Annotated in this window: 21 protein-coding genes, 1 riboswitch and 1 other annotated feature; of the genes, 1 reads left to right on the top strand and 20 read right to left on the bottom strand. The window is 59.4% G+C overall.

The features are described 5' to 3' along the window. Window positions 1-18: 18 nt before the first annotated feature. The 5 genes from EKM85_RS03475 to EKM85_RS03455 form a co-directional block, all read right to left on the bottom strand. The gene (locus EKM85_RS03475) at window positions 19-2181 is read right to left on the bottom strand and encodes a penicillin-binding protein (protein WP_125584877.1); all 2163 of its coding nucleotides are present in this window, start codon (window positions 2179-2181) and stop codon (window positions 19-21) included. A 4-nt stretch (window positions 2182-2185) separates the two neighbouring features. Next, the gene (locus EKM85_RS03470) at window positions 2186-2566 is read right to left on the bottom strand and encodes an FtsB/FtsL family cell division protein (RefSeq protein ID WP_125584876.1); all 381 of its coding nucleotides are present in this window, start codon (window positions 2564-2566) and stop codon (window positions 2186-2188) included. A gap of 13 nt (window positions 2567-2579) precedes the next feature. Further along, complete coding sequence (gene rsmH / locus EKM85_RS03465; protein ID WP_125584875.1) at window positions 2580-3512, bottom strand: 16S rRNA (cytosine(1402)-N(4))-methyltransferase RsmH; 933 nt, start codon at window positions 3510-3512, stop codon at window positions 2580-2582. Window positions 3513-3515: 3 nt separating this feature from the next. Next, window positions 3516-3947, bottom strand: coding sequence for a division/cell wall cluster transcriptional repressor MraZ (gene mraZ, locus EKM85_RS03460; RefSeq protein WP_125584874.1), 432 nt, complete (start codon window positions 3945-3947; stop codon window positions 3516-3518). Between the two features lie 187 nt (window positions 3948-4134). Then, entirely contained in the window at window positions 4135-4461 is a 327-nt protein-coding gene (locus EKM85_RS03455; RefSeq protein ID WP_125584873.1) for a hypothetical protein, read from the bottom strand. A 137-nt stretch (window positions 4462-4598) separates the two neighbouring features. Between EKM85_RS03455 and EKM85_RS11705 the strand changes: the two genes are divergently transcribed. After that, window positions 4599-4715 carry a DUF4044 domain-containing protein gene (locus EKM85_RS11705; RefSeq protein ID WP_379882269.1) on the top strand — a complete coding sequence of 39 codons (117 nt, stop codon included), beginning with the start codon at window positions 4599-4601 and terminating at the stop codon, window positions 4713-4715. Window positions 4716-4784: 69 nt separating this feature from the next. On the opposite strand, the gene thiT is transcribed toward EKM85_RS11705, so the two are convergent. The 15 genes from thiT to EKM85_RS03380 all read right to left on the bottom strand — a co-directional run bounded on the left by thiT (window position 4785) and on the right by EKM85_RS03380 (window position 21000). After that, window positions 4785-5393 (bottom strand): energy-coupled thiamine transporter ThiT, encoded by a 609-nt coding sequence (gene thiT, locus EKM85_RS03450; protein ID WP_125584872.1) that lies wholly within the window; start codon window positions 5391-5393, stop codon window positions 4785-4787. A gap of 43 nt (window positions 5394-5436) precedes the next feature. Further along, a riboswitch (TPP riboswitch) is annotated at window positions 5437-5537 on the bottom strand. A 135-nt stretch (window positions 5538-5672) separates the two neighbouring features. After that, window positions 5673-7106 carry a cardiolipin synthase gene (gene cls / locus EKM85_RS03445; RefSeq protein ID WP_125584871.1) on the bottom strand — a complete coding sequence of 478 codons (1434 nt, stop codon included), beginning with the start codon at window positions 7104-7106 and terminating at the stop codon, window positions 5673-5675. A 15-nt stretch (window positions 7107-7121) separates the two neighbouring features. Then, on the bottom strand, window positions 7122-7937 hold the full coding sequence (locus EKM85_RS03440; RefSeq protein ID WP_125584870.1) for an amino acid ABC transporter substrate-binding protein: 816 nt from the start codon (window positions 7935-7937) through the stop codon (window positions 7122-7124). After that, window positions 7927-8574, bottom strand: coding sequence for an amino acid ABC transporter ATP-binding protein (locus EKM85_RS03435; RefSeq protein WP_125584869.1), 648 nt, complete (start codon window positions 8572-8574; stop codon window positions 7927-7929). Before EKM85_RS03435 ends, EKM85_RS03440 begins: the two co-directional genes overlap by 11 nt. A 15-nt stretch (window positions 8575-8589) precedes the next feature. Then, on the bottom strand, window positions 8590-9246 hold the full coding sequence (locus EKM85_RS03430; protein ID WP_125584868.1) for an amino acid ABC transporter permease: 657 nt from the start codon (window positions 9244-9246) through the stop codon (window positions 8590-8592). A gap of 459 nt (window positions 9247-9705) precedes the next feature. Further along, on the bottom strand, window positions 9706-10497 hold the full coding sequence (minD, locus tag EKM85_RS03425; RefSeq protein WP_125584867.1) for a septum site-determining protein MinD: 792 nt from the start codon (window positions 10495-10497) through the stop codon (window positions 9706-9708). Beyond that, on the bottom strand, window positions 10497-11156 hold the full coding sequence (locus EKM85_RS03420) for a septum site-determining protein MinC (RefSeq protein WP_125584866.1): 660 nt from the start codon (window positions 11154-11156) through the stop codon (window positions 10497-10499). Before EKM85_RS03420 ends, minD begins: the two co-directional genes overlap by 1 nt. A 15-nt stretch (window positions 11157-11171) precedes the next feature. After that, window positions 11172-11702 (bottom strand): rod shape-determining protein MreD, encoded by a 531-nt coding sequence (mreD, locus tag EKM85_RS03415; protein WP_125584865.1) that lies wholly within the window; start codon window positions 11700-11702, stop codon window positions 11172-11174. Between the two features lies 1 nt (window position 11703). After that, window positions 11704-12564 (bottom strand): rod shape-determining protein MreC, encoded by an 861-nt coding sequence (gene mreC / locus EKM85_RS03410; protein WP_125584864.1) that lies wholly within the window; start codon window positions 12562-12564, stop codon window positions 11704-11706. An 88-nt stretch (window positions 12565-12652) separates the two neighbouring features. After that, window positions 12653-13657 (bottom strand): rod shape-determining protein, encoded by a 1005-nt coding sequence (locus tag EKM85_RS03405; protein ID WP_125584863.1) that lies wholly within the window; start codon window positions 13655-13657, stop codon window positions 12653-12655. 116 nt (window positions 13658-13773) lie between these two features. Beyond that, window positions 13774-14421, bottom strand: coding sequence for a RadC family protein (radC, locus tag EKM85_RS03400; protein ID WP_125584862.1), 648 nt, complete (start codon window positions 14419-14421; stop codon window positions 13774-13776). A gap of 45 nt (window positions 14422-14466) precedes the next feature. Further along, window positions 14467-15753 carry a bifunctional folylpolyglutamate synthase/dihydrofolate synthase gene (locus EKM85_RS03395; RefSeq protein ID WP_125584861.1) on the bottom strand — a complete coding sequence of 429 codons (1287 nt, stop codon included), beginning with the start codon at window positions 15751-15753 and terminating at the stop codon, window positions 14467-14469. Between the two features lie 82 nt (window positions 15754-15835). After that, complete coding sequence (locus EKM85_RS03390; protein ID WP_125584860.1) at window positions 15836-17191, bottom strand: L,D-transpeptidase family protein; 1356 nt, start codon at window positions 17189-17191, stop codon at window positions 15836-15838. Window positions 17192-17425: 234 nt separating this feature from the next. Beyond that, on the bottom strand, window positions 17426-20068 hold the full coding sequence (locus EKM85_RS03385) for a valine--tRNA ligase (protein WP_125584859.1): 2643 nt from the start codon (window positions 20066-20068) through the stop codon (window positions 17426-17428). 57 nt (window positions 20069-20125) lie between these two features. Next, window positions 20126-20329 (bottom strand) — a binding site (T-box leader). A 29-nt stretch (window positions 20330-20358) separates the two neighbouring features. Continuing rightward, a complete protein-coding gene (locus EKM85_RS03380; protein WP_125584858.1) occupies window positions 20359-21000 on the bottom strand; it encodes a redox-sensing transcriptional repressor Rex in 642 nt (213 codons plus the stop codon). Between the last annotated feature and the right edge of the window lie 225 nt (window positions 21001-21225).

Genomic DNA, 21225 nt, shown 5'->3' with positions numbered 1-21225 from the left:
GTCTCCTACCTTCGTCAATTAATCGGTTTTCTGAAAGGTCACGGTGACAGGGTCATCGCCTAGTAAACTGCCAGCCTTAAGACTCTGTGCCGACGCGTATCCTTCCCCTTGTAACTTGAACTTTCTGCCAGTCAACTGGGCCAATTTTAACACATCACTCTTGGACCAGCCAGACACGTCCGGCATGGTCATGGCTCCGTTCGTCAGCAGGATGACCCGGGCGCCGCGCAGCGCCTGCGTGCCCGCGGCCGGCAGCTGTTGAACGATCCGGTTGCCCGTTCCGACCAAGGCCTGCGCCAGCATCTTTTCGGTCAGCCGGGCGGAGGCCTTGGTCAGGCCGTCGTTGGTCACGGCCGGGACCGTCACCATTTGGGAAGCCGGACTGGCACCGGCTCCTGAGTTCAGGGCCAGCAGGCGCGTCATGAGGGGATGAAAAATGTCATTCAACGCCGTGGTCGCCGGCGCGGTCATGGCCGTATTTTGCTTCAAGGTTAAATAAACAATAAATTCCGGATCGCTTGCCGGCGCCAGCACCAGCAGACTGTGCAGCTGGTTGGTCGCGCCTGGCAAATACCCACCCTTGGGGTTCGGCACGTTGGCGGTCCCGGTCTTGGCCGCCAGATCCACGCCAGCGATCTTGTAGGTGACGCCGGTGCCGTATGGCTGGTTGATGGTGTCGCGCATTTCGGCGATGACCGTCTTGGCCGTGGCCGCTGACACTGGGTGGCCCACGACCTGACGTTTGTATGTCGTCACCTTACCGCTTGGGGCCGTCACCTGCGACACGATCCGCGGCTGCACCATGGTCCCCTTGTTCGCGATCGCGGAAGCGGCCTGCAGGATCTGCATCTGCGTCACGTTGACACTTTGGCCGTACGCCATGACCGCGCGGGTCACGGGATTAGCCAGTGTGTAACTGCCGCTGGCTTCATTAGGCAAAGTGATCCCGGTCTTTTGGCCAAAGCCAAAGTCCTTGAGTGTTTTGGCCTGATTGGCTGCGCCCATTTGCTGAACGATGTGCACCATGCCGACGTTACTGGACCGCGGCAGCGCCTGGGAATAGGGGATCTCGCCGAACCCGACGTGGTTCCAATCCCGAATGGTGGTACCAGCCACCCGCACCATACTGGAGTTGTAGTAGGTGTTGGGCTGAAAGGTCCCGCTTTGGATCGCCCCTGCTAAGTTGAAGACCTTCATGACCGAACCGGGTTCGTAGGTGTCTTCCGTCAGCATGTTCTGCCAAGAAGTGCCTTTCCCCAGCCCTTCCATGGTCCCGGGATCAAAGGTCGGCCGCTGCCCCGCCGCCAAGATCTCCCCTGTTTTTGCGTTCATGACAACGCCGGTGACAGATTGCTGCTTGTACTTGGTTTGAACGCCGCTCAGGAGCGTCTCCAGGTATGACTGGAGTGAAGAATCCAGCGTCGTCTTGACGGTCCCGCCGTTCCTTGCCGCCTTCGTCTTGACCTTGGCGCGCGGCAGCCGGTAGCCGTAGTTATCCACCTGGGCGGTTTGATAACCATTGGTGCCCGCAAGCTGAGCGTTGAACTCCTTTTCCAGGCCCATGACGCCGACCAGCGGCTGATTCTTGTCCGTGGCATTGGCCTGCGTCAGACCCACGGTGTAGCTGGCAAATACCCCGTTGGGATACAGGCGCGACGGGCTGTCAGTGAAATTGATCCCAGGCAGGTGCGCTTTTTCGATCTCCTTGCGCGTCGCCAAGGACAGTCTGGTGCCCGCCGCCCCGAACTCCACCTGAAAAGCCGCCTGCTTCGGAGAGAGGTAGGCCAGGATCTTCTCTTTGGACAGTGGCAAGTATTTGGCGAGTACCGCCGCTGTTTTGGCCTTGTTTGTCACGTACAGCTTCTTCCCGGCCTTGGTGTAATGCTTATCGATCACCGCGTAGATCGTGTACGTGGACGCATCCTCGGCGATGGCCTGGCCATTGCGGTCGATGATGCTGCCGCGCTTGGCCTGCAGCGGGACTGTCCGGGCGTACTGTGAATCACGGTAGGCCGCCAGGTTCTTGGAATCTACGGAGCCAACGATCGCCACATACGCAAAACGACAAACGAACGCCAGCAGCGCAACCACGGTGAGGCAGAAAAGAATGATCCCAAACCACTTCCGGTTGCGCTCGGGGTGCCGGGCGCGCATTTGTCGTTTTTTCGCTATCTTTGTCATTAGTCTACTTCACCGCATGTTTGATATTGCCCTCGATCACGGCAAAGCCGTGTGCTTGCGCATAACTATTGAGTCGGTCTGAATTGGAAAGTTCCCCGACGGTTTGCTTGTCGTCGGCAATGATCCGTTTTTGGGCAGTGACCTGCGCCTGCACGTTTTGGTAGCTGCGGGTCAAGTTGGCCAGGTGCATCGAGGCCGTCAGATAACACAGGCAAAAGCCGACCGCGACCAGGCCAAGAAACACCGAAAGCAGCCGCTCAAGGGGTGAAAAAGCCACCTTGGGCGCACTTTCGGGCTGCGGTTTGGGGGCGGTCTGCGGCTGGACGTGCGGCTCCTCTCGCCGCGGCTCCAGTAGGTCTAATTGTCTTGCAGTGTTATCAACCATAATCGGCACTCCTTCAGTAGACGCGCTCGATCACCCGCAGCTTGGCGCTGTGTGCCCGGTGATTGGCGGTTAATTCTGCCTCACTCGGCAGGATCGGTTTGCGATTGATGAGTTTAAAATGCGGCTTGGCCGAATCCGGAATGACCGGCAGATCGCGGGGCAGATCCTGGACCGTGGTTTGTTCCTTGAACATGGTTTTGACCAGCCGGTCTTCCAGGGACTGGAACGTGATCACGCTGATCCGCCCGCCCGGGGCGACCAACTCGAGGGCCTGACCCAAGGATTGTTCCAGGGCGCCCAGCTCGTCGTTAACGGCGATGCGAATGGCCTGAAACACCTTCTTGGCCGGATGCCCGCCCGTGCGCCGGGCCTTGGCCGGGATCCCGGCTTTGATCAGCTCAACGAGCTCGAACGTGGTCTCAATTGGGTGATCGGCGCGGGCCTGTTCGATCTTGCGGGCAATGGACTTGGCGAAATGCTCCTCGCCGTAACGGGCGAAGATCCTGACCAAGTCCTGGTAGGACCACTCATTGACGATCACCCTAGCGGACAGGGCCTGGCTCTGGTCCATGCGCATGTCCAGCGGCGCGTCGAAGCGGTAAGAAAACCCCCGCTTGGAATCGTCGAACTGAGGACTGGAAACGCCCAGATCATAAAGGATGCCGTCCACTGTCAAGACGTCCTCCTCGCCGAGCGCTTCCTTCAGGTCGCGAAAGTTGCGGTGAAGCAAGTGCAGGTTGGCTGGTACGCCCTGGGCCGACACCGCGTCGATGGCGGCTTGGTCTTGATCGAAGGCGTACAGCTGGCCTGAGGTGAGCTGGCTGAGGATGCGGCGGGTGTGCCCGCCGCGGCCGAGCGTTGCGTCCACATAGGTGCCATCCGGTTTAACGGCCAATTGATCCGTGGCCTCTTTGAGTAAGACGGTTTCATGCTTGAATTCAGTCATCGCTCACAGCCCCAAATCGGTCAGATTTTCGGAAATGTCATCGAAGCTCGCCTCGGCTTCGTCGGCAAACTTCTGCCAGCGCGCCTCGCTCCAGACTTCGATGCGGTCGGACACCCCGACCAGCACACAGGCCTTGGTCAGGCCGGCGTGATCGATCAAAGGCTTGGGGATATTCACCCGGCCCTGCTTGTCCAGCTCACACTCGGTGGCGGCTGAATAGAGGAACCGGGTGAAGGTCCGGGCGTCCTTTTTGGTCAAAGGCAGCGCCTCGACCTGAGTCTGCAGCTTCTGCCACTGACTCATTGGGTAGCCGAAGAGGCAGCCGTCCATGCCGCGGGTCAGCACAAAATCGCTGCCGAGATCGGCGCGGAACTTGGCCGGAATGATCAAGCGGCCCTTCGCGTCGATACTGTGATGAAATTCTCCCATCAGCATGGACAACCCCTCCTCTCCAACGTTAAATTCAGTCTACCACAATCCCCCACTCCTCACCACCAACTCCCACAAAATCCACTTGACAATTTGAAAAAGTAACCAACGATTCCCTAAGTGTACAAAAAATCCCCATCTGCCGCGGTTTACAGCAGGTGGGGACAGGTGGGATCAAGGTGGGGAGCAAGCCCTAAAAGGAGCTCAAAACAGCACTTACCCACCACACCGTGGTCGCCAAAATGAGCAGGCGACCCAGGGTTGTGAAGTATTTCGCATAAAGCAGATCGTAGTCGCGAGCCAGGAAGACGCCGACTAGCAGCACCGCCATCGCCGTGGCGGTGAACAGCGCCACCCAGATCATGTTGGGGGCTTTGGCCGCGCTTAAAGTGGCCATGCCCCACAGTTCCAGCCCCGCGGCCAGGAATGGCAGCAGGCGGGAATGAAACTGTAAGGCGCGACTGACAAGCCACAGCGCCAGTCCGAGTATGGGAATAACAATGCCGATAAACGTGTCCATAAATGATCCTCCAAGTATGACTATACCCGATTTTAGCGCTCGCGGCCCGACAAATTCCTGTTGAAGCAGCGGTTTAAAACGGGTAAACTACACGAGTATACGAAGTTGTACAAGATTGGCCAAAGGTGGTGATGAAGGTGAAAGAGAAACACTCAAAATTCTGGTGGGTTACCCACATTGCCACCTGGGCGATGCTGATCGTCACCATCCTTGGCGCCGTAGTCGTGGCACTGTCCGCGATGAACGTCTTCTAAAGATAGAAAAGCGGGCCGACATTTTGTCGGCCCGCTTTTTGACTTTCCTGGATCAATCCGCTTAGGTCCTTAGGCTTGCGATTGCAGATGAGTCGTCGGTTTCGGTTCAAACAGTTGCTTGGGAACCGTCGCCACCAGAACGGACACCACGATTACCGTCAACAGGCCAGTGACCACGGCCGATCCCCCATTGGTGATCAGTGAGTACAGCCACGCCGGGGTCCCTTTTGGTGCGTATGACCCCCAGTAGATCCAGCCGGCAATGAAGTGCCAGAAGAACTTGGCAAACGCCGCGATCAGCCCTGCGCCCCAGCCCAAGGCGATGGCCTTTTGTTTGCGGCCATCCTTGATGGCCCGCTGAAAGCTGGCGTAAAGCAGCCCAGCCAAACCGGCAAACGCAAACGCCACCGCGTATTCGATAAACCCTTGCAGCGGGTTGAGAAAACCGCCAGTGGCAAAGCCGCGCAAGACGAGATCCAGCAGTCCCCACACCAGGCCAGCAGCCATCCCGGCGCCAGTCCCGCGCCGCAGCGCCAGCACGGTGATCGGCACCACCCCGTAGGACAGGTTGATACCAGAAACGCCAACGGAATGCGGGATATACTCCAAGGCCATCGCCAACGCACCGATCACCGCAATTTCGACCAGGATCAGCACCCGAGAATTACTATTGGACATAAAAATTCCTCCTTTGGGTTAGGATCCGCCACAAAGAAGGTCGATTACTCGACACCGCAATTCCTACGCTCGTATTAACGAACAGGTTCGAAGGGTCTGGGCAAAATTGCCCACTCTCAGCCAATGGCTCCCCTTTGCGTGGTCCTACCTTTATTTAATTGATGCACAATTTAACTTGTACCACTCCATTATAGCAAGGTGGTCGCCGATGTCAAAAATTTGTGACTGCCGCGCCCACGAAGCGGCCGCGGCCAGCGCTGCCCGCTAGCACGGAAACACTCACAGGATCGGGGCAAACAGCCGCGCCAAGTCGGCCCCCACAAGGGCCAGCCGCGGCCGCTTTTTCAGGTCAGTCAGGGTGTAGGCCGTGGCGTCTGTCATGTCGAGCTTGAACTGGCGCTCACACAGTTCGGCCAGGGTCCGGTCGTAGATGAAGGCCGCAATTTCGAAGTTGAGCTTGAACGAGCGCACGTCCATGTTCGGCGAGCCGGTCATGAGGTAGCGCGAATCGACAATGATCGCCTTGCTGTGCAGAAAACCGGCCTGGTAACGGTAGACCCGCACGCCGGCCGCGACGAGGCGGTTGAGGTAGAACTCCGTGGCCTTGGCCATCAGCGGCTGGTTAGTGTGGACCGGCACCATGATCCGCACGTCGATGCCGGAGTGGGCGGCCAGGATCAAGGCGTCAAGCAGCGAATCGTCCGGCACAAAGAACGGCGACTGGATCCAGACCCGGTGCTTGGCCAGGGCGATCAACCGCAAATCGCCCAGCTTGATGGCTTCCAGCTTTTGCTCCGGCCCCCCCGAGACGATCTGCATCGTCGTGCGCCCGGTGTCGTCCGCGAGCGGAAAGTACGCGTTTTGAAAATGCACCTTCTTGATCTTCGCCGAGGTGTTCCAGTCCATGAAAAAGCGGGCCTGCAAAGACGCCACCGCCTGGCCGGTCAGGCGGAGCTGGGTATCGCGCGAGATGGGCAGCTTGCGGCTAGTGCTCCCGATGTCAAACCCGCCCATGTAGGCGACCCGCCCGTCGACCACCGTGACCTTCCGGTGGTTGCGAAAGTTGATCCGCAGGTTAGCCCGCGCCAGGCGGGTCGCAATGAAGGGCTCGACCTGCCCGCCCGCGTCGATCAGGGGCCGCCAAAACGTGCGCGTCAGCCGGTGCGAGCCAAACGTGTCGTAAATCACCCGGACCCGCACGCCCTGCACCGCCTTTTTGGTCAACAACTGGACCAGGGCCTTCCCCACACTGTCGGGCTCGATCGTGTAGGCCTCGATGTGAATGTGGTGCGTGGCCCCACGAAGGTCGGCAAACAGGGCCTTGGTGAACTCCTTGCGATCAAAAAGGAGGCGCACCTGGTTCATGGTCGTGATCAGCGCCCCGTCGGCCTGCAGCAGGGTGCGCACCAGCTCAGGCGCGCCGGCAAACGGCGAGGCTGCGCCACTGGCGAGGCTGACGGCCACTGCCTCCTGCTGGCTGGCCACCATCTGATCAATCCCCAGCCGCTGCTGGGTGGCCATGCTGTTCAGCTTGCGGGTCGACAGTTTGCGGCCAAAAAACCAGTACAAAATGAAGCCGATCACCGGCAGCAGCAGCAACACCAACAGCCACGCCCATGTCGCCGCAATGTCCCGCGGCTGGCGGAACACGGTGACGATGGCCGTGGCTGCATTCAAACCGATGATGATCAAAATGATGGTCGAGATCCACATGGATGAGACTCCCTATTAATCGACCGAGGCCACCCCAAACCACTTCTCGTTCAGTTTCTTCAGAGTGCCGTTTGCCTTGAGCTTTGCCAGGCCGGTGTTGATTTTATCTTTAAGCTCATTATCACTCTTTCGCATGCCAACCGCAAAGTCCTCCGCTGGATACGTTCCCTGAACCACGCGGTAGGCGCTAGGGTCCTTCTGGTGGGCGACGTAATAGTTGGCGTAGACCTGATCGATCACGATCCCCTGAATGCGCCCGGCATTCAGATCGAGAAACGCGTTATCAAACGTGTCATAGAGGACAGGGGCCTTATTTTTGATGAAGTCCTTCAGCTTCTTTGGCTGCGCGTCGATGTCGGCAGAGCCGCTGCTTTCACTTTGCGCGCCGACGACCTTGCCCTTCATGTCCGCGAACGACTTGATGTTATCCGCGCGTTTGGTGACCAGCACCTGGTGATTCTTGAGGTACTCCTGGGAAAACGCGACCTGCTTAGCGCGCTCAGGCGTGACCGTGTAGCCGTTCCAGATCAGGTCGATCGTCTGGTTGCGCAGCTCGGTTTCCTTCATCGACCAGTCAATGGTCTGAAAGCTCACCTTCACGCCGTACAGCTTGAACAGCGCCCGGGCCAAGTCGATGTCATACCCCGCCAGGGAGCCGTCCTTTTGCCGAAAGCCCATGGGCACAAAGCTGTCGTCCAGGCCGACGACCACCTTTTTGGTCTGTTTGATGCGGGGCCAAGCATTCTTCTGCTCGGTCCGGGCACAGCCGGAAAGGGCCAGCGCGAAGCCGGCAAGCAGCGTCATAAAGATTGTCAGCCATTTACGCTTCATTCGACTCACTCCCCTGCTTAGCGACGGTCAAGGTCGCGTCTGCCACCATCTTAGCGAACTCCATGTCGTGGGTGACCACCACCTGCGTCATCCCCTGCTGCTTGACGCTGTCGATCAGCTCTGCCACCGACTGGCGCAGGTTGGGGTCAAGGGCCGAGGTCGGCTCGTCGTACAGCAGCACCTGCGGATCCAGCGCCAGGGCGCGGGCGATCGCCACGCGCTGCTTTTGGCCGCCGGACAGGGAGTAAGGGTAAGCGTCCGCCTGCGCGATCAGGTCCAATTGGGCCAGCAAGCGCTCGGCGTGCCGCTCGGCCGCGGCCGCGCTGACTCCTTGCAGTGTCGGGGCAAGCGTGATGTTTTTCAGCACGGTCAGGTTCGGGAAAAGCTCGAAGCCCTGGAAGACGACGCCGATAACGCCTTGCTTGCGCAGTGCCGCCGCGGTGGTCGGCGCCCCGTTGTACACCATCGTGCCGCTGTCCGCGGGGGTCAGTCCGGCGATGATCCGCAGCAGCGTGGTCTTGCCGGCGCCGCTGGGGCCAACGATGGCTAACGTCTTTTGGTCTTCGATCGTGACGTCCAGGTCATCAAGAACGGTCTGGGCGCCGAAGCGCTTGGTAATATTTTTGAGTTCTAACATGTGCTTACCCCCTGCCTATTTGTAGTAGCTGAATGCTTTTTCGACGCGGCGCTGGGCCAACGTCAGCAGCAACGTCATGATCAGGTACAAGATCGCGACCAGGACGAGTGGCACCAGTGTGACATCGCGCGATGTGGCGACCTCCCCGGCGCGCAGCAGATCGCCCAGGCCGATGACGTACACCAAACTTGAATCCTTGACCAGGTTGATCACTTCATTGCCCATGGACGGCAGGACGATCTTCAGGACCTGCGGAATGACCACGTAGCGCAGCGTTTGCCAGCGGGTCATGTTCAGCACGGTCGCGGCCTCGAACTGGCCTTCCTCAACGGCCCCAAAGCCGCCGCGGTAGATCTCGGCGAAGTACGCCGCGTAGTTCAGCACGAAGGTGAAGATGACGGCCGAGAAGCGGTCGAACACGATCCCGATCAGCGGCAGCCCGTAGAAGACGAAGATCAACTGAAGGAGCAGCGGCGTGCCCCGGAAGATCCAGATGTAGGCCTCAAGCAGCGCCTTGCCTGCCTGCGCGAAAAGGTTTTTCCCGCGCTGGATCAGTCCCACCGACACCAGCATCCCCAGCGGAATGGCCCCGATCAGGGTCAGAAAGAAGACCCCCAACGTCATTTTGACCCCGGCCAGCAGCGCCGGCATAATCGAATTAATGTAACTCATCATTATTCCTCCCTCGCACTTCTGCTTAAACGTTGAATAAAAAACACCGCCCAGAAACTTCCTCAAGCATTGCTTGAGGACGCTTCCGCGCGGTGCCACCTCATTTCGATCAGCCGTCACCGACTGGTCCTCACGTGGTTGAAAAACTGGTGGGCGGAAAAACAAAACGCCCCCATTCAGACGACTGTCTGAATGAGGGCGACTTGAATGCCGCGGTACCACCTCATGCTCACTACTTTGTTACCAAAGCAGTCTCATGTAGTTTTTCAACCACGGCGATAACGAGCCCAACCGGCCTGACCTACTGAGTTCAATCAGGCACTCATGGATGTGAGGCAAGGGTGATCATGTCCGGCTTGCACCGTTCCGGACTCGCTTGGCTGATCTGGCCCCCGCCATTTCCACTCAACGTTTTGATTAATTAAGGCTATAATACGCGCTCAGAAATAGTTGTCAACCCTAATGGTGAAAAAGACGGTGCCAAAAGCCCACTTTTTTTTGCTCGATGTTCATCAGCGGCACGGACTCGCCTAACAGGCGGCGAGCAATGTTGCGATAACCCTGGCTGGCCAGGTCGTCCGGATCCATCACGATGGTCTCCCCTTGGTTAGAACTGGCGATGACCCCGTCGTCATCGACCACGATGCCAAGCAGATCGATCCCCAGGTGCTGGGTGATCTCGTCGATGTCCATCGAGCGGCCGTCCGCCATCATGTGCTGGCGGATACGGTTGATGATCAGCCGCGGCGGATAGATCATGTCGCGCTGTTCAAGCAGGCCGACAATGCGGTCGGCGTCCGACACCGCCGAGATCTCAGGCGTGGTCACGACGAGCGCCCCATCCGCACCGGCCGCCGCGTTGCGGAAGCCCTGCTCGATGCCCGCCGGCGAATCCAGAATGAGAAAATCGAACTCCGGCCGCAGCTCGTCGACGATGGCCTTCACCTGATCCGGCTCCAGCGAATCCTTTTCCGCATTTTGCGCCGCTGGCAGCACGTAAAGGCGATCGTCGAACCGCTTGTCCTTGATCAGTGCCTGGTGCACCTTGGCGCGCCCGCTGGCCACATCCACGATATCGTAAATGATACGGTTGGAGAGGCCGAGCACCACGTCGAGGTTGCGCAGCCCAATATCCAGATCCATCAGGCAGACTTTCTTGCCCTGAAGCGCCAGTGCCGTGCCAATATTGGCCGTGGTGGTCGTCTTGCCGACGCCGCCCTTGCCTGAGGTGACAACCAATGAAATCCCCATCATAATTCCTCCAGCTTCCGGAACAATTTTGGCCGCAGCTTGGCCAGATCAGGCACCTTGCCGTGGACCAGCGCGTGCAGATCATCGATGTAGGAGGTGGTCTGCGCGGTGTACGAATTTTTGTCGATGATTTCCAGCGTATCGGCGATGCGGATCTGCCCCGCCGAGCTGATGTCACCAACGATCACGGCCTCCTGATCACCCATCGCCCCGGCGATCAAAAGCCCTTCGACGGTCCCCATCACAAAGATGCTGCCGGTGGTCCGCAGCGTCGCACCGCGGTGCAAATTGCCGAGAAACAGCACGTCGCCCGTATAATCTGCCTCCTGGCCGGAGCGCAGCACGCCGCCCACCAGGTGCGTCGCCTTGGCGCGGAACTTCTCCCGCAGCGGCGCGGTGGCGGCCACGTCGGCGTGGATCGTCTGAATCTTGAAGTGAGGATAGGCCGCGAACACTTCCTGCACCGCCTTGGCCTGCTCCTCGCTAAGCAGCCGGTCGCCGGTCTCGAGAACAAAGGCCACTTCCTCTGTTCCCTTGGTATCGCCGGCCACCCGCGCCAGCAGCGTCGCAAGCGCCGCCGCGATTTCTGCAAGCGACGCCTCCGCCGCCAGCCTCAGTTCAAAGCCATCCTTGCGCCCTTTAAGCGTCACGGCCTCCATAGACTCACCCCCACGTTAATCTATTCTTAAGTTTATCAATATCCGACGCAAAGGCAAATACGCCGCGGCAAATAAAATGAGATTAACGATCAGGCTGGGCCCAACGTGGCTGGCGATCAGTACCGTCGCGTCGACCTGGGCAAAGCCCCAAAACCGGCTCACGGCGTAGTTGGCAAAGGTAAACAGCGTGAGCACGATCACCACCACCGCGCCAATGTAAAAAGCTGACTTGGGCACGACCGGTGACAGCTGCCGCACCACGTAAACTAAAAGCGGCCACAGCATCGTGTTGACCCCAAGCATCCCCGTGTAGTAGCTGTCAAAAATCAGCCCAAACAGCGCCGCGATGGGCACAATGTATTCCTCTTCCGGCAGCAGCAGCGTCGTCATGATCAGCGCGATCAACGTGAGCTGAGGCACCCCGGTAAACGTCGGCGCCATCACGAACTGCGCGCCGACTTGCGCGATCACCCCGTCCAGCAGCAGCGTCGCGGCCAGCAGCAGCAAGACCCAGCCGTGCCGCGTGAACTTCTTATCTTCCAGCATCTCACTCACCCTTGATGGTGCGGTTGATCACCGTGACCACGGACAGGTCGTTGAAGTTGGCGGCCGGCTTCACGTACACCGTGTTGGCCAACCCAAAGTCGTCCTTGGCGACCGAAACGACGGTGCCGATAAACAGCCCCTTCGGCGTGCTGCCCCCGAGCCCGGACGTCATGACCTTCTGGCCCTTTTTGATGTGCTCTTCCGTGTCGATCTGGCCGAGCACCAATTGGTTCTTCCGGGCGTTGTAGTTCGTGATCACGCCGTTAATGATCGTGCCGTTCTTCGTGGTGATCTGCGCGGCAAAGCGGTCCGCCGACTTGTTGTCGGTGGTCATCATCTCGACCTTGGCGGTGGTTTTTTCGGTTTCGATCACGCGCCCGACCAGCCCGGAGCCGGCCATGACAGGCATATCTTTCTCCACGCCGGCCCCCTGGCCCTTGTTGATGATGATGATGTTCCGCCAGTCACTCGGGCTGCGCATCATCACCGTGGCGGGGATCTGATCGTAGTCGGTCAGCGTCGCGTTGAGCTTGAGCTGCTTCTTCAGCGCCTGGTTCTCCGCCTTCAGCGTCTGGTTGGTCACCTTAGTTTGCGCGAGATCCGTGACCTTGCTTTTCAGCAGGCGGTTCTCCTGGTAGGTGTTGAGCATGTCGTTGACGTCGTCCAGCCCCCCTTTGACGAGGTTGGCCGGCGCCGCCACGATGCGGCCGCCGATGCCGACGATGTCGTTGCCGATCTGCTGGATAAGCGGCGGGGTGCTTTTGTTATTGCGCACCGCCATGGAGGCAAACATCAACCCGAAACTGACCAGCAAGGCGACCATCAGGACGATCAGTTTTTTGTTAGAAAAGAACTTTTGCATGAGTCGCTCCTTTGGCCCTTATCAATGAAAAAGCCGGCCCAATAAAACTAGCGGACCGGCCACTGGTGATTGCAGCTGCCTGCATGAATCAGTGCTTCTTCAGTACATCGATGTTCTTCAGCGATTCGCCGGTGCCGATGGCCACGCATTCCAGCGGGTCCTGGGCAACGAAGACCGGCACTTGGGCCGCATCGGAAATGACGGAGTCCAAGCTCTTCAGCAGCGCGCCGCCGCCGGTCAGCACAATGCCGTGGTCGATGACGTCCGCCGCGATTTCCGGCGACGTCTCTTCGAGGGTGTCCTTGATCGCGTCGATGATGGCCTGAACGATCTCCTGGATCGCCTTGGCGATGTCCAAGGCGGTGATCTCCTGAGTCTTCGGCAGCCCGGTCAACAGATCACGGCCGCGAATGGTCATGCCGTCTAAGCTCTTGGCGTCTTCAAGCGACGCGCAGCCGAGCTGGATCTTAATGTCTTCGGCCGTGCGCTCCCCGATCAGGAGGTTGAAGTTCTGGCGGATGTACGTGACGATGGCCTCATCGATCTTATCGCCGGCCATCCGGATCGACCGGCTAGAGACGATCCCGCCGAGTGAAATGGTGGCCACGTCAGTGGTCCCCCCGCCGATGTCGACGACCATCGAGCCGGTGGGATCCATGACTGGCAGGCCGGCCCCGATCGCAGCGGCGTACGGCTCTTCGATCACAAACGCCTCTTTGGCGCCGGCGACCTTCGCCGCGTCGATGACGGCGCGCTTTTCGACTTCCGTCACGCCGCTTGGCACACAGATCATGACTTCAGGATGGTTACTCTTGCCGCCCAGCGCCTTGTTCATGAAATACTTCAGCATGGCCGCGGTGGTGTCGTAATCCGCGATCACACCGTCCTTCATGGGCCGAATGGCATTGATGTCAGCCGGGGTGCGGCCGATCATCGCGCGCGCTTCCTCGCCGACCGCAATGATGTCGCCGCTTTGAGTGTTCTTGGCAACGACTGATGGTTCGTTGGTAACGATCCCCTTACCATCCACGTACACCAGGGTGTTTGCAGTGCCAAGGTCGATTCCGATGTTTTTTGAGCCTAATCCAAGCAAGACGTTCTCTCCTTACAAGTCCGATTTTCTAGTCCCTCGCATTATAGCATAAACGGGCTGACTCTCGCCTCGGGCCCGCCTAATAAACCGGCCGCTGAGTGATAATTTAATAAATCTTAGAGGTGACCGGCTTGCCTGAAGGAGTAAAACTGCCCGCCGCCGACAATGATGTGGTCGATCACTAAGACGCCGATCAGGTTGCCGGCCGCGCTCAGCCGCGCGGTCAACTCGCTATCCATTTCAGACGGCAGGTGATCGCCGCTGGGGTGATTGTGCACTAAAATCAGGCGCGACGCGTTCAAACTCAAGGCGAGGCGAAACACCACGCGCGGATCGGCGATCGATTTATCGACGCCGCCGTGGGCCAGCTCGACCTCCCGGATAATGGCGTTGCGCACGTCGAGCATCAACGCCAGCAGGTGCTCTTCTGGCGCCCCCGCAAGCCGTTGCACCATGGCCTCACCGATCTGCTGGGCATCCAGCACCTCACCGAAGCGCAGGGTCTGGCGCTGCTGCACGCGCCGGGCCAACTCCAAGCTAGCCACCAGCCGCGCCGCCTTGCTCGGTCCCAGCCCTGGCACCGCCGTCAGCTCCCCGGCCGACGCCATGTTGAGCCCGCTAAGCGTGGGGTACGCCTGCAGCACCTGTTCGGCCACCGCCGCGACCGGCCAGTGGCCACCGCCACTGCCGATCACCGCCTCCAGCAGTTCCTTATCCGACAGCGCCCCTGCGCCGTGCGCTTGGATCAACTCCCGTGGTCGCATCGCGCGCCTCCTTCCTTGGCAAGAAAAGATTACGCGCTTGCGGCATTATGCGCCGGCGAGCAGCGTCTGGCGCACCGCACTGGCCAAGTACAACGAGCCCGTCAGCACCACCGGCTCGTCCGGGTACTCATCCAGGTGGGCGGCCAGGGCTTCCTGCCAGCTGGCAAAGGTGCGCAGCCGGTCTGCGTCCGGGTAATCGGCCAGCTTTTCGGCCCGCGGGTTGTCAGGAACTGGCACCAGCCACAGACGCACGCCGCTTTGCTCCAGCTCGGCGATCATGGCCTTGATGTCCTTATCCCCCAGCACCCCGACGATCAGGGTCACCCGCTGCTGCGGCAGGGCCTGCTGCACGGCGCTCAGCATCGCCGCAATGCCCTGCGGATTGTGCGCGCCATCGATCACGATCAGCGGGTCGTCGCTCAGCTTTTCCATGCGCGCGGGCCAGGTATTGGCCAGCATGCCCTGGCGGATCTCCTTGGGCTGCAGGGGCCAGTTCATCGCTTGCGCCGCAATGCGGCTGGCAGTAATGGCCAAGGCCGCATTGGCGACCTGGTACGGGCCGACCAGCGGGATCCTCACGCCCGTCAGCGCCCCGTCAGCGCCTTGATAGTCAAAGCGCTGGCCCCAGCCGTCAAGTGTCGCATGTGCGGTGCCAAAATCCTGTCCGAGGACCAGCCACTGGCTCTTCGTGGCCGCAACGCGCCGCTGAACCGCGACCATCGCATCATGCGGGAGCGCCGCCGTCACCACCGGCCGGCCAGGCTTAATAATACCCGCCTTGTGCCGGGCGACGCTGGCGATCGTATTGCCGAGCAGCTTGGCGTGGTCCAGCCCCACGCTTGTGATCACGGACACCAGCGGCGTGATCACGTTGGTCGAATCCGTGTCGCCGCCGATCCCGACTTCGATCACCGCGATGTCGACCTGCTGGCGGTGAAAGTACCACAGCGCCAGTGCCGTCACGTACTCGAATTCGGTGACGGCAAAATCTGGGTTCGTGGCCCGCAGCCGCGCCAGCGCCGCATCGGCCGCCGCACTGGCCGCCACCAGATCGGCATCGGGAAGCGGCTGGTGGTCGATCATGATGCGCTCATTAAAGCGCATGATAAACGGCGAGGTGTACAGCCCCACCTTCAGCCCGCTGGCCACCAGGATGTGCGCGATGCCCGAGGCAGTGGAGCCCTTTCCGTTGGTGCCGGTGACGTGCACGTAGCGATCATGCTGCGGGTCGCCCAGCGCGTGCAGCAGCGCCAAGATCCGCTCGTGCCCGCCAGTTTTGGCCAGCCGGGGCAGCGCGTGAATCGCCGCCACCGTTTCATCATATGTCTTCAAGTTAACCGCCCCCAATAATGACTTTCATTCTACCGCAAAACGCGCCCAAGCCACGAGGTGGATTGGACGCGTTTAAAGCAATTTAGAAAACAATGACCGGCGTGCCAACAGACATGGCCGCCCAAAGCTTCGGAATGAATGACGGCGGCTGATTGATGCAGCCGTGCGAGCCGTGCTTCTGGTACCAGGTGCCGCCAAACGTCGGCTGCCACGAGGCATCGTGCAGCCCGACCCCGGTGTTGTCGATCGGCATCCAGTAGCTGACTGGCGTGCGGTAATCCTCGCCAACCAGCGTAGCGTTGCGCTGCTTGGACCACACCGCAAAGACGCCACTTGGGGTCGGAGTCGCCGGCTTACCGGTGACCACTGGTGAATCAAGCACCACTTTGCCGTTCTGGTAAAGCCATTCGTGCTGATTCTGCTTATCGATCTCAAGGTAAGTCGAGCCGATGTCAGCGCCGTCCGCGTGGTAGCCCGTGCCGCGGTGCAGGACCTGCTGGTCAAAGTCCTGCCCCTTCTTGATCAAGTCGATCAAGGCGGCCGTTTCCTTATCCTGCATGATGCTCCACCCGTAGATGCCAGCCGGGACCGTCACGGTGCCGCGCTTAGTGGACTTGAACTGACGCGCCTTGTCGTACGTGTTGTACTTGTTCGCCAGCTCCGTCACGAACTTCGCGACGCCTTTTTCATCCACCTGCACCGCACCGTTGCTGTAGCTGAGCCACGACTTCAACCGGCTGGCCGGGATCTGCTCCTTGTGGTTGGTGATCGTGATGACTGCCTTGACGCGGCCGATTTTCTCCAGCTTGGTCGCGGCGTTGATCAGCGCCTTGTCCGTGGCCTTTGCTTTCGGCTGGTAGAAGGTCTGCTTCAGGGCAACACTGTGTTTGTTGTCTTGAATGGCCTTGGCCAGCGCCTCCGCAAGCTTGTGGGGGTCGACCTGATTGCCGGCCTGCTCTTTTTCGACCTTGTAGCTGTCACCCTTGAGGACGACTTTCGCGTCGACCGGCGCGGTGCGCGTCTTGTTCAGGCTCGCCGCTTCGCTGGTCGCGTAGGTCGTGATTTCCTTGCTGTCGGCGCTGGACGCCAGCGCGCTTTTGTCGCTGTTGGCCAAGACGACCGCAGAAAAGCCCCACGGGTTCTGCTTGGCTAACAGCTTGCCGAGCAGCGCCTGGTAGTCGCGCTTCAGCCCCAGCGTCTTACCAGAAACAGTCGCCACTGTTTGGCCGCCATCCTTCAGCTGGTAGTCGACGTCGGCCAAGGTGGCCTTCAACTTCTGATCCGCCTGCTTCACGGTTTTGCCAGCAACGTTCACGCCGAGGACTTCCGTTTTCGGCAAGAACCGGTCCTGGTAATGTGAGCTGCGGATCCCGTACCCGATCCCAAGCGCGGCGAGCACGACCACTGCGCCCGCGATCACCCAATTTCTTTTCTTCATAAGAGCTCCTTAACAAACCTCGTCTGATTGGCGCTAATATTATAACACACTAACTAATAGTTAGCCCATTGATGCGTCACCCCAATTATACAGCGCAAAAAAGCAGTGACAACCGGCGCGGCCTGGGGCAAGCGCTGCCATCAGCGGCGTAGCGCCCAACCGCTAAATTTTCCATTAAATTTATTGGTTAATACAAAAAAAGAAGCCTTCACCAAGGCTTCCTTCTGAATAAAATTACTTAGCGTCTGCCAACTCCTTGATGCGGGCGTTGGTCGCAGTCAGCTTGGTTTGAAAATCGGCCAGCTTGCTCTTCTGCTCAGCAACGACCGCCGCCGGGGCCTTCGCTAAGAAGCCCTGATTGCTCAGCTTCTTGTCGGCCCGGGTGATTTCTTGCTCAAGCTTCTTTGCGTCCTTCTGCAGCTTGGCGATCTCCTCGTCCAAATCGATCAGCTCTTTGAGCGGCACGTAAATCGTCGCACCCGTGGTGACCGCACTGGCGGCCAGCGCTGGGGCTTCGATATTTTCGCCGACGGTCAGGTCCTTCAGGTGCACGAAGCGATCAATGAAGTCGCGGTTGGCGGTGAACACCGCCTCCAGGCGCGGATCCTGGAGCCGCACGATCAAGTCGATCGGGCTGGAAAGCGGCGCGTTGACCTCGGCGCGAATGTTGCGGACGCCGCGGATCAGCTCAATGATGGCCTGCATTTGATCTACGGCCGCAGGGTTAACGAACTCCTGATGGGTCGTCGGGTAGGCCGCGGTGACCAAGGACTCCCCGTCGTGCGGCATCGTCAGCCAGATTTTCTCCGTGACAAACGGCATGATCGGCTGCAGCAGCCGCAGGGTCTGATCCAAGACGTAGCGCAGGTTGACCCGCTTGGCGGCCTTGACGGTTTCGTCGTCGCCGTACAGCACTTCCTTGGCCATTTCAATGTACCAGTCGGCCAGCTCGTTCCAGATGAAGTTATAAAGCGCGCGGTCCGCTTCCCCGAACTCGAACTTATCAAACAGCGTCGTGACCTGAGCGACGGTGTCGTTCAGGCGGGCGAACAGCCACTTGTCCGACAAGTCAAAGGTGCTGGGATCCGGCTGCTGGTCGGCCTTGGTGTCGCCCAGGTTCATCAGGACGAACCGGCTCATGTTCCAGATCTTGTTGATGAAGTTCCACGCCGCATCCATCTGGGTGTAGGAGAACCGGGCGTCCTGGCCGGGCTTGTTGCCCTGCGTCAGGAACCACCGGAGGGCATCGGCCCCGTACTTCTTGATGACGTCCATCGGGTCGATCCCGTTGCCCAGCGACTTGCTCATCTTGCGGCCCTGCTCATCGCGCATCAGGCCGTGGATCAGGGTGTGCTCAAACGGCCGCTGACCGGTGAATTCCAGGCCTTGGAAAATCATGCGGGCAACCCAGAACGGAATGATGTCGTAGCCGGTGACCAGCGTGTTGGTCGGGTAGTAGCGCTTGTAGTCAGCGGCATTTGCGTCCGGCCACCCCAGTGTCGAGAACGGCCACAGGGCACTAGAGAACCAGGTGTCCAGAACGTCCGGGTCCTGCTCCCAGTTTTCCGGGTCCTGCGGGTCTTCTTCGCCCACGTAGGTCTCACCGGTTTGCTTGTTGTACCACGCCGGGATCCGGTGGCCCCACCAGAGCTGGCGGGAGATGACCCAGTCGTGGATGTTTTCCATCCAGTTCAGGAAGGTGTGCTCAAAGCGATCCGGCACAAAGTCGATCTTGCCATCGCCTTGTTGGTTCTTGATCGCGGCCTCGGCCAGTGGCTTCATCTTGACGAACCACTGGGTCGACAGGCGCGCCTCCACCTGGACGCCCGTGCGTTCGGAGTGGCCAACACTGTGGACGATCGGCACGATCTTGATGAGGTCGCCGGCGTCTTGCAGGTCCTTGACGAGGGCTTTGCGGCACTCGAACCGGTCCATCCCCTGGTACTTACCAGCATTCTCGTTCATGGTGCCATCGTCGTTCATGCAGTTGATGCGCGGCAGGTCGTGGCGCAGGCCAACCTGGAAGTCGTTCGGGTCGTGCGCAGGCGTGATCTTAACGGCCCCGGTCCCAAAGTCCATGTCCGCGTGCTCGTCGGCAATGATCGGGATCTTGCGGCCAACACCTGGCACGATGACGTCCTTGCCGATCATGTCCTTGTAGCGTGGATCCTTGCTGTTGACCGCGACCGCGGTATCGCCGAACATGGTCTCCGGCCGGGTGGTCGCGATCTCGATCCCGCCCTTGGTGCCATCGGCGAACGGATAGATCAGGTGGTAGAACGCGCCCTGATCATCTTCGTGGATGACTTCGATGTCAGACAACGCCGTGCGCGCCTGCGGATCCCAGTTCACGATGTACTCGCCGCGGTAAATCAGGCCCTTGTTGTACAGGTCGACAAAAACCTTGCGCACGGCCTTGGACAGGCCGTCGTCAAGCGTGAAGCGCTCACGGGAGTAATCCAGCGACAGGCCCATTTTGGCCCACTGCTGCTTGATGATGGCGGCATACTCGTCCTTCCAGTCCCACACCTGCTGGATGAACTTGTCGCGGCCCAAATCGTAGCGAGAAATGCCCTGCTCGCGGAGCTTGGCCTCGACCTTCGCCTGTGTCGCAATACCGGCGTGGTCCATCCCTGGCAGATACAGGGTGTCATACCCCTGCATCCGCTTTTGCCGAATGATCATGTCCTGCAGCGTCGTATCCCAGGCGTGGCCCATGTGCAGCTTGCCGGTGACGTTTGGCGGCGGGATCACGATCGTGTAAGGCTTGGCCTTCTGGTCGCCGCTTGGCTTGAACACGCCTTGGTCCAACCACTTCTGGTAGCGGCCTTCTTCAACCTCTTTGGGGTCGAATTTTGGTGCTAATTCTTCAGTCATAAGGATCCTCCTGTTGGTTTTGCGATCCAAGGCGGGAACAAAAAAACTCGCCCTAACAATTAGGACGAGTTGGCTCGCGGTACCACCTAAATTAAGGCCCGAAGACCTTCACTTAAACCTGGTAACGGGTGGTCCCGGCCGGCCCTACTGCAATTCAGGCTGGCCGCTCGCAAGCTACTAATCGACTGTTCCTTCAAGGCTCACACCCACCGCCTTGTCGCTGAAAAGGAGACCGCCGACCCTCTTGGTCATCGCGTTGACGCTATTATAAGCCGAGCAGCGCGGCAGCGTCAACGCACTTTCATCTTTTGGTGCGCCGTGTACAGCAGCGTCTGCAACTCCGACGTGAGATCAATGTAGCGGATCGTGGTCTGCGGGGCGCACGCGACCGGCTGCGGCGCAAACGTCATGATGGCATTGATGCCGAATGCCTCCAGCGTGCCGATCACCCCCGTCTGGGCGCTGCTGGGCACCGCCAGGATTGCGGTATGAATATTGGGATTCATGTGCGCGGCCAGGGTCGCAAACGGGTAGACCGGGATCCCGCCGATGCGCGTGTTCACCTTGTCCGGATCCGCGTCGAAGGCCATGACGATATTAAGGTCAGGATTGCGGCGAAAATTGTTCATGAGCAGCGCCCGGCCAAGCCCACCGACGCCAACCAGAATGATGGCCTCAGACGAATCGACGTCTAACAGCTGGCCGAACTCCTCGACTAGCGTGGCGATACTGTAGCCGTAGCCGCTTTTGCCCAGCTCACCGAAGCTAGAAAAATCGCGGCGAATGGTTGCAGAAGGTATGTGAATGATTTCACTTAGTCGCTCCGAACGGATGCGCGCGACGCCCTCCTGCTGAAGCTGAACGACGGCCCGGTAGTATAGGGGAATGCGGCTAATGGTTGCTTTAGAGACGCGTGGTTTCGTGTTCTGCATGGTGTTGCCTCCGCCCTGAATTCTGTGTAAGCGTTCACAAGGTCAGTTTAACATAACCTTTGTGAAGGAACAAACAGAATTCTTTGACCTAGGAAACAGAGCCCTGATTGTTCGCCGGGCCAAAATAGACCACAGACTCATTGGCGCACAAAAAACTATCTGAGGGCGCCGCTCTGCTTTGCCCTCGTAATCATGATATGAAACAGCCGCCATCGCCGATATAAT

Source organism: Lacticaseibacillus jixianensis (assembly GCF_003946485.1).
Classification (GTDB): domain Bacteria; phylum Bacillota; class Bacilli; order Lactobacillales; family Lactobacillaceae; genus Lacticaseibacillus; species Lacticaseibacillus jixianensis.
Note: the sequence above shows the minus strand (reverse complement) of the source record. Positions and strands in the feature narration are given on the sequence as shown.